General features: G+C 43.7%; 13 protein-coding genes and 1 pseudogene. 7 read left to right on the top strand and 7 right to left on the bottom strand.

The genetic code is table 11. The features are described from left to right. Positions 1-257: 257 nt before the first annotated feature. From QUB12_RS33975 to QUB12_RS33995, 5 genes are all read right to left on the bottom strand, one after another. A complete protein-coding gene (locus QUB12_RS33975; RefSeq protein ID WP_333143107.1) occupies positions 258-1,244 on the bottom strand; it encodes a calcium-binding protein in 987 nt (328 codons plus the stop codon). Between the two features lie 207 nt (positions 1,245-1,451). Then, entirely contained in the window at positions 1,452-2,525 is a 1,074-nt protein-coding gene (locus tag QUB12_RS33980; RefSeq protein WP_333310574.1) for a calcium-binding protein, read from the bottom strand. A gap of 315 nt (positions 2,526-2,840) precedes the next feature. Beyond that, entirely contained in the window at positions 2,841-3,887 is a 1,047-nt protein-coding gene (locus QUB12_RS33985) for a calcium-binding protein (protein ID WP_333284801.1), read from the bottom strand. Between the two features lie 315 nt (positions 3,888-4,202). Further along, positions 4,203-5,237, bottom strand: a complete 1,035-nt coding sequence (locus tag QUB12_RS33990) for a calcium-binding protein (RefSeq protein WP_333310577.1) — start codon at positions 5,235-5,237, stop codon at positions 4,203-4,205. 134 nt (positions 5,238-5,371) lie between these two features. After that, entirely contained in the window at positions 5,372-6,361 is a 990-nt protein-coding gene (locus tag QUB12_RS33995) for a calcium-binding protein (protein ID WP_333143111.1), read from the bottom strand. Positions 6,362-6,895: 534 nt separating this feature from the next. Here QUB12_RS33995 and QUB12_RS34000 point away from each other — a divergent pair. After that, a complete protein-coding gene (locus QUB12_RS34000; RefSeq protein ID WP_333310579.1) occupies positions 6,896-10,909 on the top strand; it encodes a magnesium chelatase subunit H in 4,014 nt (1,337 codons plus the stop codon). Positions 10,910-10,962: 53 nt separating this feature from the next. Here QUB12_RS34000 and QUB12_RS34005 read toward each other — a convergent pair whose 3' ends face one another. Continuing rightward, a complete protein-coding gene (locus tag QUB12_RS34005) occupies positions 10,963-12,777 on the bottom strand; it encodes a DUF262 domain-containing HNH endonuclease family protein (protein WP_333310581.1) in 1,815 nt (604 codons plus the stop codon). A gap of 139 nt (positions 12,778-12,916) precedes the next feature. Here QUB12_RS34005 and QUB12_RS34010 point away from each other — a divergent pair, with 139 nt between their 5' ends. The 6 genes from QUB12_RS34010 (at position 12,917) to QUB12_RS34030 (ending at position 15,235) form a co-directional block, all read left to right on the top strand. Then, positions 12,917-13,120 (top strand): type II toxin-antitoxin system HicB family antitoxin, encoded by a 204-nt coding sequence (locus QUB12_RS34010; protein ID WP_333310583.1) that lies wholly within the window; start codon positions 12,917-12,919, stop codon positions 13,118-13,120. Between the two features lie 18 nt (positions 13,121-13,138). After that, positions 13,139-13,345 (top strand): type II toxin-antitoxin system HicB family antitoxin, encoded by a 207-nt coding sequence (locus tag QUB12_RS34015; protein WP_333310585.1) that lies wholly within the window; start codon positions 13,139-13,141, stop codon positions 13,343-13,345. A gap of 77 nt (positions 13,346-13,422) precedes the next feature. Further along, on the top strand, positions 13,423-13,608 hold the full coding sequence (locus QUB12_RS37715) for a DUF6888 family protein (RefSeq protein ID WP_293146078.1): 186 nt from the start codon (positions 13,423-13,425) through the stop codon (positions 13,606-13,608). Further along, positions 13,605-13,808 carry a DUF6887 family protein gene (locus tag QUB12_RS34020; RefSeq protein WP_333143115.1) on the top strand — a complete coding sequence of 68 codons (204 nt, stop codon included), beginning with the start codon at positions 13,605-13,607 and terminating at the stop codon, positions 13,806-13,808. The genes QUB12_RS37715 and QUB12_RS34020 overlap by 4 nt, the downstream gene beginning before the upstream one ends. Positions 13,809-13,918: 110 nt before the next feature. Continuing rightward, on the top strand, positions 13,919-14,494 hold the full coding sequence (locus QUB12_RS34025; protein WP_333143116.1) for a Uma2 family endonuclease: 576 nt from the start codon (positions 13,919-13,921) through the stop codon (positions 14,492-14,494). 93 nt (positions 14,495-14,587) lie between these two features. Then, on the top strand, positions 14,588-15,235 hold the full coding sequence (locus tag QUB12_RS34030; protein WP_333143117.1) for a Uma2 family endonuclease: 648 nt from the start codon (positions 14,588-14,590) through the stop codon (positions 15,233-15,235). A 184-nt stretch (positions 15,236-15,419) separates the two neighbouring features. Here QUB12_RS34030 and QUB12_RS34035 read toward each other — a convergent pair. After that, positions 15,420-15,904: pseudogene (locus QUB12_RS34035) on the bottom strand (hypothetical protein); the annotation flags it as partial.

Here is a 15,904-nt window from a genome sequence, read left to right on the forward strand (position 1 = left end):
TACAACAAACTACATTGAAATTTAGTCGGATTTAACTGTAGCATATTTTGGGTTCCAGTTAAGATGCGTTTACCCTGAACAGAGAAGCCATTAGCTTGGATAGCTAAATGTCGATTATTGTTAATGGGAAACACCAAGAAGAACTCTCAGAAAGTCCCTGCAAGCTGGATGCTATCCTGACTTTGGGTAAAGTTAAGTAGCGTGCGTTATTAACGCACCTACCATGTTAACCGAGAAAGAGATAACCGAGGTTCCGGTTATTTAAGGAATAGGTAGAAAGTGCCGTCCCCCTGTGGCTGAGTTGTAGAAAAAGATAAATTTTTTCCCTCAATAATACCAATTGTTTCATATCTTGGGCTGAGGATTATGAACTCGTTAGCATCCTCCATTGTTGTGTAGATATCGGGACTTCCTGCCAACTGGATCTTGTCATTGTCTTGATCAAAGTTCCGAATTCTAACTATACCGGGGGTAGTCGCATAGAGTTGACGGGATGTGGGATTACCCGAGGTAGCAGGAACTCCGAGTACGAATGTATCCCTCCCAGGGCCACCGATCAGGACATCAGATTCCTCATTTCCAAAGCTTTCATACTGCCGATTGCCTTGGGGATCAATACCTACTTCAACTCCAATTAATTCGGCATTCCCTACCCCTACACCAGTGAGGGTATCATCGCCGCGGCTTCCGACAAAAGTAGCGGAGCGACTAGGCTCAAATTGCCCAAATTTGAAATAATGTTCTCGACCGGTTCTCAAGGCTCCCGAGTTGACAAACGGCACAATGTCGGGGTTTTCTTTTAAGTATTCCGGTTCAAAAAATGAAGTCCCAAAACGACCGTCTTTGAGTCCGAATCGAATGAAATGCTGGTAGCCTGATTTGAAAGTTCCGTTCTGAACGAACGATCGCAACTCTGAGTTATTTGCTAAATAAAAATCTTCGTTATATTCAGGCGATACGCGGGTGCGGCCTTCTTCGTAGCCAAACTGAATAAATTGGTCTAAACCAGACGCAAAAGGCGCGTTTGGATTGTTTGGGCTGCGAACCAGGGGAGCAATATCTGGATTTTGAGCTAGATAGGTTTGTTCGTCAAAGTAACGCGATACTTTGGTCATGCCGCCGGCTTGACCGAAGTTTTCAAAGTGTTCTCTGCCGGATTTTATAATTCCTGCATCAATAGCAGGTTTCACCCAAGGATATTGCGCCAGGTAGTATGGTTCGTCAAAAATTTCATAATTAGTCATAAGTTGTACTCTAAGCTTAGTCTGCTTACTTGTCGATTAAACTTGACCCACTATAAATAACTCTACGAACTCACTATGTCAAGTTAATTATTATTAAGCCTGTTTTATTATTTTTAGGGCAAACACAACAGTACGATCGCCCTTTTTGTGAATGTGCGATCGCACTTCCCAGCCGCAATCAGCCAAATCCCAATAGCTTCGATATTTCTAGCCAAGTAAAGGTAGAGAACCTCTAGATTCTGGTAATAGATTCAACTTGAGATTTCCGCCGCCTTCAATAACAGCGATCGTGTCAAATCTACTAATTCCCGAACTTCCATCTGCAAGGGAGACGAACAAGCCGTTCGTTTGGATAGCCAAATCTCGATTGTTGTTGATGGGAAATATCAAGAATTTATCTAAGGAAGGTTGGATATCTCTTGTTGCTAGTTGAATACTATCCTGCCCTTGGGTAAAGTTCCGAATTGTAGCAAAACCCGGCCCGATATATAAGTTTGTTGGGAAACTGAATCCCTTACCACCACTGCCTACTAAAAGGTCTCCCAGCATGAATTTATCGCGGCCGCTACCGCCAGTGAGAGTATCGAATTCATTACTACCCTCACTTTCATAATTTCGGCCGGGGATGGTAAAGCCATCACTGTTTGTAACATAACCTACTTCAACTCCAATTAATTCGGTATTTCCCACCCCAGCACCAGTAATAATGTCATTCCCGGAAGTTCCGATAAAAGTCGCAGAGCGGTTAGGCTCGTTTTTGCCGAAATTGAAGTAGTGTTCGCGACCTGTTTTCAAGGCTCCAGAGTTGACAAAAGGCACGATGTCGGGGTTTTTTAGTAAGTATTCTGTTTCAAAAAATGAAGTCCCAAACTGACCGTCTTTGATGCCGAATTCAATGAAATGCTGGTAGCCATTTTTAAAAGTTCCATTCTGAATAAACGGCTGCAACTGTCGGTTATTTGCGAGATAAAACGCTTCGTCATACTCAGGCGATACGCGAGTGCGACCCTCTTCGTAACCGAACTGGATAAAGTGGTCTAGTCCTGTAGCAAAAGCCGCATTTGGGTTGTTGGGAGTGCGGACTAAGGCAGCGATATCTGGGTTGCCAGCAAGGTAAGTAGCTTCGTCAAAATACCGCGATACTTTGGTTAAGCCGCCGGCTTGACCGAATTTTTCAAAGTGTTCTCTTCCAGATTTGATGACTCCTGCATCAATGGCTGGCTTGACCCAAGGATATTGAGCAAGGTAGTATTTTTCGTCAAAAATTGCGTAACTAGCCATGTTTTCCTACTGCGGCTTTAATGAGCTGTTTATGCAATTTATCAATAATCCAGAACAGAGACAATTACCTGAGCGGGTGATTTTACCCAAGAGTAAAATCTCACTTAAGCTCTATGCTTTATCGCCCATAAAAGTGATGCCGACTGGACGATTAAAGGGAGTTATCATCCCAATCCATTGCATATTTAGATTGGCTACGCTATGAATTATGGCCATTGTATCTGCCGATTATTGAATAAATAAGTCTCTCGATGATGGACTAATGGAAACCCTGAATATCTGCAAGATTTATACCCAAATACAGCGCTAATAACACTAGATCCCACCATAGGCTACTGGTAGATTCAAACTGAGATTTCCGCCACCTTCAATAACAGCGATCGTGTCACCGGGAGTGGTTTCGGTAACTCCATTGTTAACGACGAATAAGCCCCTCTTTTGAATAGCTAAATCTCGATTATTGTTGATGGGAAATACCAATAATTGATTTGAGAAAACCCCTATATCGAGCGTATCCTGATCTTGCGTAAAGTTCCGAATTGTAGCAAAACCCGGCCCGATGTAGGACAGGTCAGTGTAAACCGCCGATCTACCACCCGCTAGAGTGCGAGTTCTACGGGTCAACACGAATATATCGCGGCCGCTACCGCCAGTTAGAGTATCGAATTCATTGCTGCCGTCACTTTCATAATATTCCCTGGGGGAGGCTAAAAATGCGTTACTTTCTGTAGTGTAACCTACTTCAAATCCTATTAATCGGGTATTCCCCACCCCTACACCAGTGAGGAGGTCATGGCCGGAAGTTCCGACAAAAGTAGCAGATCGGTTTGGCTCGTTTTTCCCGAAATTGAAGTAGTGTTCGCGACCAGTTTTCAAGGCTCCCGATTCGACAAGCAGCCGAACATCGGGGTTGAATTGTAAATATCCCGGTTCAAAAAATGAAGTCCCAAACTGCTCCTCTTTGAGGCCGAATTCAATGAAATGCTGGTAGCCGTTTTTAAACGTTCCATTCTGAATAAACGGCAGCAAAACTCGGTTAGTTGCGAGATAAAACGCTTCGTCATACTCAGGCGATACTTGGCTGCGACCCTCTTCGTAACCGTATTGGATAAAGTGGTCTAGTCCGGTCGCAAAAGGCGCGTTAGGGTTGTTGGGGGTGCGGACAAAGGGTTTAAGGTCTGGATTTCCCTCAAGGTAAGTATCTTCGTCAAAATACCGCGATATTTTGGTGAGGCCGGCGGCTTGACCAAATTTTTCAAAGTGTTCTCTTCCAGATTTGATGATTCCTGCATCAATGGCTGGTTTCAGCCACGGATATTGCGAAAGGTAGTATTGTTCGTCAAAAATTGCGTAACTAGCCATGTTTTCCTACTGCGGCTTTAATGAGGTATTTATGCAATTTATCAATAATCCAGAACTGAGACAATTACCTGATCGGGTGATTTTACCCCACTGTAAAATCTCACTTAATCTCTATGCTTTATAACCAAAAAAAGCGGTAAAATCGGGAGGATTAAATAGATTTATAATTCCAATCAATTGCAGATTTAGATTAGCTCCCCCCTGAATTCTGGCAAGTGTATCTCCCGATTTTTAAATTAATAAGTCTCCCCATGATGGACTAAGGCAAACCCTGAATAGCTTCGAGATTTCTACCCAAGTAAAGAGCTAATAACACTATATCCTTGTAATTAGTTGATTATAAGTGAGATTTCCGCCACCTTCAATAACAGCGATCGTGTCAGGGGGAGTGGTGAAGGCAACTCCATTGTTAACGGCGATGAAGTCCTTCTTTTGAATAGCTAAATCTCGATTATTGTTGATGGGAAATACCAATAATTCATCTGAGGAAAGCCCTATATTGATGATATCCTGACCTGGGGTAAAGTTCCGAATTGTAGCAAAACCCGGCCCGATGTAGGACGGGTACGTGGTAAACGTCCGTCTACCACTTCCTATACTGGAAAATGTACGGCTCAACAGGAATGTATCGCGGCCGCTACCGCCAGTTAGAGTATCGAATTCATTGCTGCCGTCACTTCCATAAGATGGCCTGGGGTCGGGAAAGCCATTAATTCTTGTAACATCATTTAGTTCAACTCCTATTAATACGGTATCCCCCACCCCTACACCAGTGAGGATGTCATTGCCGGGAGTTCCGACAAAAGTAGCGGACCTGTTTGGCTCGTTTTTCCCGAAATTGAAGTAGTGTTCGCGACCAGTTTTCAAGGCTCCCGATTCGACAACCCGCCGAACATCGGGGTTGCTCTCTAAGTATCGTGGTTCCAAAAATGAAGTCCCAAACTGATCCTCTTTGAGGCGGAATTGAACGAAATGCTGGTAGCCATTTTTAAAAGTTCCATTCTGGATAAACGGCTGCAACTGCTGATTATTTGCGAGATAAAACGCTTCGTCATACTCAGGCGATACGCGAGTGCGACCTTCTTCGTAACCATATTGGATAAAGTGGTCTAATCCGGTCGCAAAAGGCGCGTTTGGGTTGTTGGGGGTGCGGACAAAGGGTTTAAGGTCTGGATTTCCCTCAAGGTAAGTATCTTCGTCAAAATACCGCGATATTTTGGTGAGGCCGGCGGCTTGACCAAATTTTTCAAAGTGTTCTCTTCCAGATTTGATGATTCCTGCATCAATGGCTGGTTTCAGCCACGGATATTGCGAAAGATAGTATTGTTCGTCGAAGATATCGTAATTCATTGTTGCTCCTTTAAGAACGTAAAATGCGATCGTACTTTTTCATAGCACATTAGCCCACAACAAATAAAAAAGTCATCAATCCTCAGTATTAACTAATGACTGATGACTGATGACTGATGACTAATGACCAATGATTATCCAATCGAGAAAGTACCGTTCCCGTTAGATTCTAGGAAGGTCAAATTAAAATTTGCTCCTCCTTCAATCACGCCGATCACATCTCCAAAACGTTGGATTGACAAATTGTTGCCAACGGGAGTCAGGCTGTAGCCGTCGTTTAAAGAATTTCCTTGCAGTTGGATCAAATCGTCTGCTACGTTGAAGTTGCGAATCGTAGCTTGACCGTTACCCAAATACAGCGGGGTCGGGGTGACATTCCCCGCTGTAGGAGGAACTCCGAGTACGAATGTATCAGCTCCCGGACTGCCAATCAGGACATCGAATTCATTGGTGCCAAAGCTTTCATACTGCCGGTTGCCCCTGGGATCGATACCTACTTCCACTCCAATCAGTTCGGTATTCCCCACACCAACACCAGTGAGAATATCGGTGCTGCGGCTACCAACAAAAGTTGCGTCGCGGCTTGGCTCGTTTTTCCCGAAATTGAAGTAGTGATCCCGACCAGTTCTCAGGGCTCCAGAGTTTATAAACGGCACAATGTCGGGGTTTTCTCTTAAGTATTCCGGTTCAAAAAATGAAGTTCCAAAACGACCTTCTTTTGAGCCGAATTGAATGAAATGCTGGTATCCCGATTTGAAAGGTGCATTGGGGCCGACAAACGGTCGCAAATCCGAGTTATTTGCTAAATAAAAATCTTCGCTGTACTCTGGCGATACTGCGCTACGGCGCTGTCCTTCTTCGTAACCGAACTGAATCAAGTGATCGAGCCCACTCGCAAACGGCGCGTTTGGATTGACAGTGCGGACGAACGGTCTGAGGTCTGTGTTGACAGTAAGGTAAGCATTTTCGTCAAAATAACGCGATACTTTGGTTAGACCGCTGGCTTGACCGAATTTTTGAAAGTGTTCTAGTCCTGATTTGATGACTCCTGCATCAATGGCTGGTTTGATCCAAGGATATGAGGCAAGGTAAAATTGTTCGTCGAAAACTGCGTAGTTAGCCATGTTTTCCCCCTAATGTTTTGATGAGCTTGATAGTTTATAGCAATTAGCTTTCCATGAACTCGATCGCCAATCAGGAACTTACACAAAACAGACGTTATGAAATATTTTTAAGTTCCTAGGAACATATCTATTTTGGTAACTCAGCAATTATCGAAGGCTCGATTCTGCCTTCAGAATTTCTGCCTTTTTTTCGTCAGTTAATTGAGCGATCGCAAGTTTGATCACTTCTACAAAACTTGGAACTTTTTTCAGGATTTCTTTCTCAATCGTTGGTTAATTTTTAATTATTTTTCTCCCTGTTATTACTTAGTTACATACAAATAGCTTTATGTCAAGTAAATTTTTGTAAACAAAAACTGGAGTATTTGCTCAAGGAATTTATAAAAAAATGTAACGAAAATTTGACCTAAATTTGTCGAATTGTGTCATGTGCAGGCTCAAATCGCCTAATGGCAAGCGTTTTCTGGTAAAAATGCTTATGGGATAAAAAAATTCCCGATTCCCGAAAACAGCATCTTAAAGGAGCCTAACCGGATGTTCACTCACGTCAAGCCCACCATTCGCCACGTCGTGCCGGAAAACTTGCAGGGGCGATCGCTAATGAAGGTGGTCTATGTCGTACTGGAACCGCAGTATCAAAGCGCCCTGTCGGCAGCGGTTCGATCGATAAACAAGAAAAATCCGAATTTGGCAATAGAAATCAGCGGCTACCTGATCGAGGAACTCCGCAGCCCGGAAAATTACGAGGCCTTCAAGCGGGATGTGGCGGATGCCAATGTATTTATTGCTTCTCTAATTTTCATCGAAGATTTGGCCGAAAAAGTGGTAGCGGCAGTTGAACCGCTGCGCGACAGCTTGGATGTCGCCGTCGTCTTCCCGTCGATGCCCGGGGTGATGCGACTCAATAAAATGGGCAGTTTCTCGATGGCACAGTTGGGACAAAGCAAAAGTGCGATCGGCGAATTCATGAAAAAACGGAAGGAAAAATCCGGGAGTTCCTTCCAAGACGGAATGCTGAAACTGCTGCAAACTTTGCCGAAAGTGCTGAAATATTTGCCCATCGACAAAGCCCAAGATGCCCGCAACTTCATGCTGAGTTTCCAGTATTGGCTGGGCGGTTCCCAAGAAAACTTGGAAAACTTCTTGCTGATGCTGTCACATAAATATGTATTCAAAGGCCAGGGGGCAACCACGGGGGGATTGCCCCTACAATACCAAGAGCCCGTTGTCTACCCGGATATGGGAATTTGGCATCCTTTGGCATCGTCGATGTTTGAGGATGTAAAAGGATATCTCACCTGGTACAACGCCCGCAAAGATATTTCCGCAGACCTCAAAGACCCCCTCGCACCTTGCATCGGCTTGGTGTTGCAGCGGACTCACTTAGTCACGGGAGATGACGCGCACTATGTAGCAATGGTGCAGGAATTGGAGGCAATGGGGGCGCGGGTGGTGCCGATTTTTGCCGGCGGTTTGGACTTCTCGAAACCAGTCGAAACTTTTTTCTTGGAAGTTGGGACCAAAGGTGTTGCAGGGCTGCCGATCGTTGATGCGGTGGTTTCTCTGACTGGTTTTGCGCTGGTGGGCGGCCCGGCGAAACAAGATCACCCGAAGGCGATCGAGACTTTGAAAAAATTAAACTGCCCTTACATGGTGGCTTTGCCGCTGGTTTTCCAAACGACGGAAGAGTGGGAAAATAGCGATTTAGGCTTGCACCCGATTCAAGTTGCTTTGCAAATTGCCATTCCCGAGTTGGATGGCGCGATCGAACCGATTATTTTGTCGGGACGTGATGGCGCAACTGGCAAGGCGATCGCCCTACAAGACCGGATCGAAGCAATTTCCCAGCGCGCCATGAAATGGGCAATGCTGCGCCGCAAACCAAAATTAGATAAAAAAGTTGCGATCACAGTTTTCAGTTTCCCGCCGGACAAAGGTAACGTCGGAACAGCCGCTTATTTGGACGTTTTCGGCTCGATTTACCAAGTCTTGAAAGCCTTAAAAGGCAACGGTTACGACTTGCCAGAATTGCCGGATTCCGCCGAAAAACTGATGCAAGAAGTCATCCACGACGCAACAGCCCAATACCAAAGCCCGGAATTAAATGTTGCTTACCGGATGTCTGTAGCTGAATACGAAGAATTCACTCCTTACTCGGAACGCTTGCAAGAAAATTGGGGCCCGCCTCCGGGACATTTGAACAGCGACGGACAAAATTTGCTGATTTTCGGCAAACATTTCGGCAATGTGTTTATCGGAGTGCAACCTACTTTTGGATACGAAGGCGATCCGATGCGGTTGTTATTCTCTCGTTCCGCCAGCCCGCACCACGGTTTTGCTGCTTACTATACATATTTGGAGCGCATTTGGGGTGCGGATGCGGTGCTGCACTTTGGCACTCACGGTTCGCTAGAATTCATGCCCGGTAAGCAGATGGGAATGTCTGGGGATTGTTATCCCGACAGTTTGATCGGCAAAATTCCTAACCTCTATTATTACGCCGCCAACAATCCCAGCGAGGCAACAATTGCTAAGCGCCGCAGTTATGCTGAAACAATCAGCTATCTGACTCCTCCGGCTGAAAATGCTGGTTTGTACAAAGGTTTGCAGGAACTCAGCGAGTTAATTGCTTCTTATCAAAGTTTGAAAGAGACTGGGCGCGGTGTGCCGATTGTGGATGCGATCGTCGAAAAATGCCGTTTGGTGAATTTGGATAAGGATATCGCGTTACCTCCCGAACAAGAACGAGGGGTTGCTGCGGATATGACTGCCGAGGAACGGGATAATTTAGTTGGCTTGGTTTACCGCAAGTTGATGGAGATTGAGTCGCGGTTGTTACCTTGCGGTTTGCACGTGATCGGTAAGCCGCCGACTGCTGAAGAGGCGATCGCAACTTTGGTGAATATCGCCAATTTAGACCGGGAAGAAGACGGGCTGATCAGCTTGCCGCGAATTATCGCTAACAGTCTCGGACGCGATATCGGCGAAATTTACACTAACAGCGACAAAGGCATTTTAACAGATGTTGAATTGCTGCAAAACATCACCTTGGCCTGTCGGGAAGCAGTGGGCGCTTTGGTGAAGGAACAAACCGACGCTGAGGGCCGAGTTTCCCTTGTTTCTAAGTTGAATTTCTTCAACATGGGCAAGAAAACACCTTGGGTTGAAGCCTTGCACGCTGCAGGTTACAAAAAAATCGATCCAGAACCGATTAAACCGCTGTTTGAGTATCTGGAATTCTGCTTGCAGCAAGTTTGTGCCGACAACGAATTAGGCGCTTTGTTGCGCGCGTTAGAAGGCGAGTATGTTCTGCCTGGCCCCGGTGGCGATCCGATTCGCAACCCGGATGTTTTGCCGACTGGCAAGAATATGCACGCTTTAGACCCGCAGTCAATCCCTACAACGGGGGCGGTTAAGTCTGCTAAGCTTGTAGTCGATCGGCTGTTAGAAAGACAGCGCGTTGATAACGGCGGAAATTATCCAGAAACCATCGCCGTTGTGTTGTGGGGAACCGACAACATCAAGACTTACGGCGAATCCCTCGCCCAAGTAATGTGGATGGTGGGAGTGAAGCCAGTTCCCGACGCATTGGGCCGGGTAAACAAACTCGAATTGCTTTCTTTAGAAGAGTTGGGACGCCCTCGGATCGACGTAGTAATTAACTGTTCCGGCGTATTCCGCGACTTGTTCATCAACCAAATGAATTTGTTAGATAAAGCCGTGAAAATGGCAGCGGAAGCCGACGAACCCTTAGAGATGAACTTCGTCCGCAAACACGCCCTGAAGCAAGCGGAAGAAATGGGAATCAACCTGCGACAAGCAGCAACCCGGGTATTTTCCAATGCTTCTGGTTCCTATTCATCTAACATCAACTTGGCGGTGGAAAACAGCACTTGGGAAAGCGAAGCCGAGTTGCAGGAAATGTACTTAACTCGCAAATCCTTCGCCTTTTCTTCGGACAATCCCGGAACAATGGAACAAGATCGGAAGATTTTTGAATCATCCTTGAAAACTGCGGAAGTCACTTTCCAGAACTTGGATTCTGCGGAGATTTCCCTAACCGACGTGTCGCACTATTTCGACTCTGATCCGACTAAATTGATCGGCAGTTTGCGCGCAGATGGGAAGAAACCGACATCCTTTGTTGCTGATACAACGACAGCGAACGCCCAGGTGCGGACTCTATCAGAAACCGTGCGTTTAGATTCGCGGACTAAGCTGCTGAATCCGAAGTGGTACGAGGGGATGTTGTCGCACGGTTATGAAGGCGTGCGGGAGATTTCTAAGCGTCTGGTGAATACGACTGGATGGAGTGCGACGGCGGGCGCTGTGGATAATTGGGTGTATGAGGATGTCAACACTACGTTTATCCAAGATGAGGAGATGCAGAAGCGTTTGCTTAACTTAAATCCTCATTCGTTCCGCAAGATTGTCAGCACTTTGCTTGAGGTGAATGGCCGGGGTTATTGGGAAACGTCGGAGAACAATTTGGATCGTCTGCGTGAACTTTATCAGGAGGTGGAAGACCGGATTGAGGGGGTAGAATAGGATAGTTTGGGGCAGGCTTTTTTGCCTGCCTCTACATTCTCGATAACTTGCTACTATTTTTCAAAACCCCATACTCGCCTAGCTAAGTTAATGAGCATTTCTTGACGCTTGTCTATGGCTTTGGAATCCCAAACATCAAACTGATCGAGATTAAGGTGATTTACAGTGCGGTTTAATTGCGTGTTATTCCCTACACCAGGCTTTTCAACAAGGGAACGAGGGAGCAAAAGCTGTGACTGCTTATAACCGCTTTTCTTAGCATCATAGGTCGAGTCAGAAAGAGAACTGTTGATTGTCTTCTCTAAAAGAACCAAGTTACCAAGCTTTTCAACATAAGAACCATACTCAGTCGGTTTGTCAAATTTACTTCTCAGCTCAGGGTTGACTGATTTGGGTAGTATGTGCTCAATAGTTATCGATTTATCTAAGTATCTATCTAACTGGCTAGCATTACTGTAAGCTTGGTTGTCCACAAATTGAGTTATTTTAGCTAGTACATAGCGAATACGATATGTAGCTATTTTAGATTCTGTTAATTCACGGAAAGCAGAATTAAACTCATTAGATAAAGATGCCAACTTTTCTGTGAAATACAATTCAATAAAAGCTTCAAAATCTTCGCGTTTTCTTACTTCTAGGAGGTTTTGACTCCACTGGGAAAAATCACGAATCATATTGATATCCCTACGAGTCGAACGAGTAATAGTGTAAGTAAATAAAAGATTTTCAGTGTGATAACATAATTCTGTGAATAAATCCTTGGGCAGTTCTCTTGCTGCAAGAAGTAAGATGAAGTGTTGACTATATCTTCCTTGTAGTCTTTTAATATTCTTCAAGAATTGATTATCAGAACCATCAACATTTTTACACTTAGTAAAGTTGCTGAAGTCTTCACTTGCTTTGATTAAAGTATCCACGAACTTCAAAGGAGATGTATCTATTTCATGTTTGCTACCTTCGTTAGTAAACCAATCATATACAGCTTCTTCGGGAAAGTTATTCTGCAAATTTACTGGATAGTGAGACATAATATAATAACGCAAGAATCGCATAGGATCTTCTTTGGAACCATGAATAATGTTAATCATTTTATCCCATCGTTTTTTTAATTCTTTCCAATGAGATTTTAAATCTTTATTTCCTTGTTTAGATGTATTGATAAATAAGTAATTTTTAAGTAAATCCATAGAGTTTAACCCAACTCCACGATGGTTGATTGTCTCAAAAACTTTAAGGGCACTCTTTAAGTTTAACGTTCCAATTCTAATTAATTTAACTCGACTGGTAAAAATCCCAGAAAACTGTAGTCTTTTTTCGACACTAGATCCAAAGCGGGACAACAAGAATTCCCTAATTGTTTCATAAGCTTCTACCAACTTAGTAGCTGATTCCGAGGCTGTTTTATCAATTTTTGAAATATCTGTTTTACTATCAGCAATAGTTTCTAAAAGTTTTGCCCCATCTCCATATTGAAGAGTTAGTCGATATCTATCTATGTCTAGACCAGTTTTAGTATCTTGATCGACTCCTGCTATTAAACCTTCTATCGCTTTTGATTTATTTCCTGATTTAATCACAAAGTCTCGAATAGCACAGAAAAGTAAATATATTGTTGTTAGCCTTTGCTGACCATCAATTAATTGAAAAGTCCCATTATCTGGATAGACAACAAGAGAACCTAAAAAATATTCGCTATCCTCAAGTGGTTCGTCATTATCATATAATTCATCAATAATATCTACAAGCAATTTCTCAACATTTTCCTCAGCCCATACATATTCTCGCTGAAAGTCAGGGACTGCATAAAACTCTTTAAAGAGATCGGCTATGCTTAAATTGTGAGATTCTATTCTGGGTGCAGTTGCCATAATAATTTTTGGTTAACCTTTGAAGGAATAACCACTATCTTAGCATAGAGTAGCCTCATGTTTGCTTGGATAGGGATCGCTCCTCGGCTTTCCCCGTAATCGGACTTTAGGGAGTATTCTAGAAAAAACAGGTACAGCCATGATGACTTACAAAGGTTACAGTGCTAACATTGAAGTAGATTTAGAAGCGAAAATTCTTTTTGGGCGAGTGCTTGATATTAATGACATAGTGACTTTTAAAGCACAAACTATTGAAGAAGCACGCCAAGAATTCCAAAATTCCATAGATGATTACCTAGAGTTTTGCAAAGAATTGGGACAGGAACCCGATCGACCTTTTTGAGTGAGTTAAAATTCGTTAATGAAGTACGAAGTCATCATTTACTGGAATGAGGAAGACCAGGCATTTATTGCCGAAGTACCAGAATTGCCGGGATGTGCTGCGGATGGAGAAAATTATCAAGAAGCACTGCAAAATTTAGAGATTATTATGCAGGAGTGGATAGAAACGGCTAACGCACTGGGTCGCCCTATTCCACAACCGAAAGAGCGATCGATGTTTGCGTAGGTGATTGAAGGGTTATAATTTAATAGGGCAGGCAAAATGACTGTTTGCAACTACTTGGAGTAGATTATGATAAGTGTATGAGGGAACCAACGGCAGAACAGTTACGGAGTTTATATCGGCTTTGTCATCTACTTACGAACGTTATGTTCCACCCAATTCACATAGTGCGTTTAGATGAACGGACTCTTAATCTATTTATCTTAGCAGGACAAAGCGAAGAAATTGAGCTTGAAATTCAACCTGATGGGAGTATTGAGCCATGAGTAATGTCAATTATGCTGCAATGAGCGATCGCGATCTAAAGCGATACATTCTCACCCATCGAGACGATCGCGAAGCTTTCTATGCCTACATGGATCGGCGGCATTCCCGTCCTCGCAAAGTTACTATAAAACTTGACGATCCAGCTTGGCAAGAGAAAATAATATCAGCTATTGGGGTGCAGTTAAAGTCTGCTAATTAATGCAGACAATGGTTTACATTGCCCTTAAACCTACCAGCGATCGCCCTCGCAACTCACTCAATATGCTACAATCCCCAATAAAGGTCGTTTAGCTACGATAAAATACCGCTATGACTACCCTCACCCTCAACCTCAATCCAATTATTAAGCTGACAGACGAGCAGTTTTTTCAACTCTGTCAGGAGAATGAAAATATTAGACTGGAACGCACAGCCAAAGGAGAATTAATTATCATGTCACCAGCAGGAGGAGAAACTAGCAGCAGCAATGCAGGATTAACTGCACAGATTTGGATTTGGAATCAGCAAAATAGACTGGGTAAAGTTTTTGATTCCTCAACCGGATTCAAACTTCCTAATGGGGCCGATCGCTCTCCTGATGCTTCTTGGGTAAAATTAGAACGCTGGAATGCACTAACCCCCGAACAACAAAAGAAATTTCCCCCCCTTTGTCCTGATTTTGTCGTTGAGTTAATGTCTCCCAGCGATAGTTTGAAAGAAACTCAGGATAAGATGAAAGAGTACCGAGATAATGGTGCTGTTTTAGGTTGGTTGATTAATCGCAAATCACGGCAAGTAGAAATTTACCGTCTGAATCAAGAAGTTGAAGTGCTAGAATCTCCAGCCACTGTATCAGGTGAAGATGTTCTCCCCGGATTTATTTTGAATCTTGAATCAATCTGGTAATGTACGCGCGTGCGAAGCTATCCCGCAGGGAATCGCACCTGTCCAATGTTCAATAGAGTAAAATAGAGTTAAAGTTCTCGTGGAGTATTTGCAATGGTTCAAACCCAGGCGTACAGTAAAGAAGAGCTTGCAGGTTCTCACCTGGTTTTACATGATATCAGTTGGGAAACCTACGAACACTTGTTAGAAATATTTGCCGAACGTTCAACGCCGCGCATGACTTACTACCAAGGAACTTTAGAACTTATGGTACCTTTACCAGAACATGAAACCTATAGCTGGACTCTCGGACGACTAATTGTAGCGCTGTCCGAGGAAATTGGGATTGAAATTCGCGGTTTAAAATCATCTACTTGGCGTTCAAAACCCAAAAAAGCGGGTAAAGAAGCTGATGAATGTTTCTATATTCAAAATGAAGCTTTAATGCGGGAAAAATTAACAATTGATCTCAAAAATGACCCGCCGCCAGACTTAGCTGTGGAAATTGATTGGACTAGCTCATCTATCAATAAAATGGCGGTTTATGCGGAACTTAAAGTGCCGGAGGTTTGGATTTGGAAGAAGGGGAAACTAATAATTAACATTTTAAATGATACGGGTTATGTCGAGTCGGAAACCAGTTTGGCATTTGCCTCGTTTCCTGTCAAAGAACTGGCACAGTTTATGCACCTAGACTCAGAAAAGGGAGAGAATGCGAGAATTAGAGAGTTTAGAGAGTGGGTGCGATCGCACTTAAATTAAATCTGGGTTTGTTACCTCGACATCTTGCACCATTTTTAATAACCTGTAGGGGCGGGTTCGCCAATAGCCTGAAAGCTTGCAGACAGATTAAATAAACCCGCCCTCCCCCACGAATAACCCTGTCTGGTAAAATAAAGACGGCGGTTGAAACCGCGTCTACACAAACAAAGTCCGCCTACGCGGACTAAGAAGACTGAGTTTTTACATACTGTTTCAGCACAGGATTTAAACTAAACAAAGTTATCTTTTCCTGTTCCTGCGTATCCAATAAAAACCGATTTCCAAGAGATCGCACCGCATTGACTATTTCTGACGCAGAAAATGGTATTTTGTTGAAAATTTGCGACACAGCAAGGGGTTCAGGTTGATTAGCCAGGTGAACCATCACTGCTAACTCTGCCGCAGTCAAACGCCCAAAAGGTTGAGATAACTGAGATTGCAACCCTTCATCTAAAATCGGCATCTCGCAGTGCAAAAACTCAGAAACTCTCCCCCCAAACAACTCTTGAATCAGCGTGGCAGTGAACTCCAACCACAGAGGATTGCCTTGATAAATATGAATCAAAGTTGACCATGTTTCCTCATCGGATAACAGGGTAAGCTCATCTAATTTAGTATAAATTGTACTTGACAAAAAGACAAATATAAAAAATGTGGTATTTACGTATT

The organism is Microcoleus sp. B7-D4, from assembly GCF_036705125.1.
Lineage (GTDB): Bacteria > Cyanobacteriota > Cyanobacteriia > Cyanobacteriales > Microcoleaceae > Microcoleus.

Coding starts and splice junctions, on each gene's coding strand:
- QUB12_RS37715 (WP_293146078.1), top strand. CDS start 13,423: ATGAGGGAACCAACGGCAGAACAGTTACGGAGTTTATATCGGCTTTGT.
- QUB12_RS33990 (WP_333310577.1), bottom strand. CDS start 5,237: ATGAATTACGATATCTTCGACGAACAATACTATCTTTCGCAATATCCG.
- QUB12_RS34000 (WP_333310579.1), top strand. CDS start 6,896: ATGTTCACTCACGTCAAGCCCACCATTCGCCACGTCGTGCCGGAAAAC.
- QUB12_RS33985 (WP_333284801.1), bottom strand. CDS start 3,887: ATGGCTAGTTACGCAATTTTTGACGAACAATACTACCTTTCGCAATAT.
- QUB12_RS34025 (WP_333143116.1), top strand. CDS start 13,919: ATGACTACCCTCACCCTCAACCTCAATCCAATTATTAAGCTGACAGAC.
- QUB12_RS34030 (WP_333143117.1), top strand. CDS start 14,588: ATGGTTCAAACCCAGGCGTACAGTAAAGAAGAGCTTGCAGGTTCTCAC.
- QUB12_RS34015 (WP_333310585.1), top strand. CDS start 13,139: ATGAAGTACGAAGTCATCATTTACTGGAATGAGGAAGACCAGGCATTT.
- QUB12_RS34005 (WP_333310581.1), bottom strand. CDS start 12,777: ATGGCAACTGCACCCAGAATAGAATCTCACAATTTAAGCATAGCCGAT.
- QUB12_RS33975 (WP_333143107.1), bottom strand. CDS start 1,244: ATGACTAATTATGAAATTTTTGACGAACCATACTACCTGGCGCAATAT.
- QUB12_RS34010 (WP_333310583.1), top strand. CDS start 12,917: ATGATGACTTACAAAGGTTACAGTGCTAACATTGAAGTAGATTTAGAA.
- QUB12_RS33995 (WP_333143111.1), bottom strand. CDS start 6,361: ATGGCTAACTACGCAGTTTTCGACGAACAATTTTACCTTGCCTCATAT.
- QUB12_RS34020 (WP_333143115.1), top strand. CDS start 13,605: ATGAGTAATGTCAATTATGCTGCAATGAGCGATCGCGATCTAAAGCGA.
- QUB12_RS33980 (WP_333310574.1), bottom strand. CDS start 2,525: ATGGCTAGTTACGCAATTTTTGACGAAAAATACTACCTTGCTCAATAT.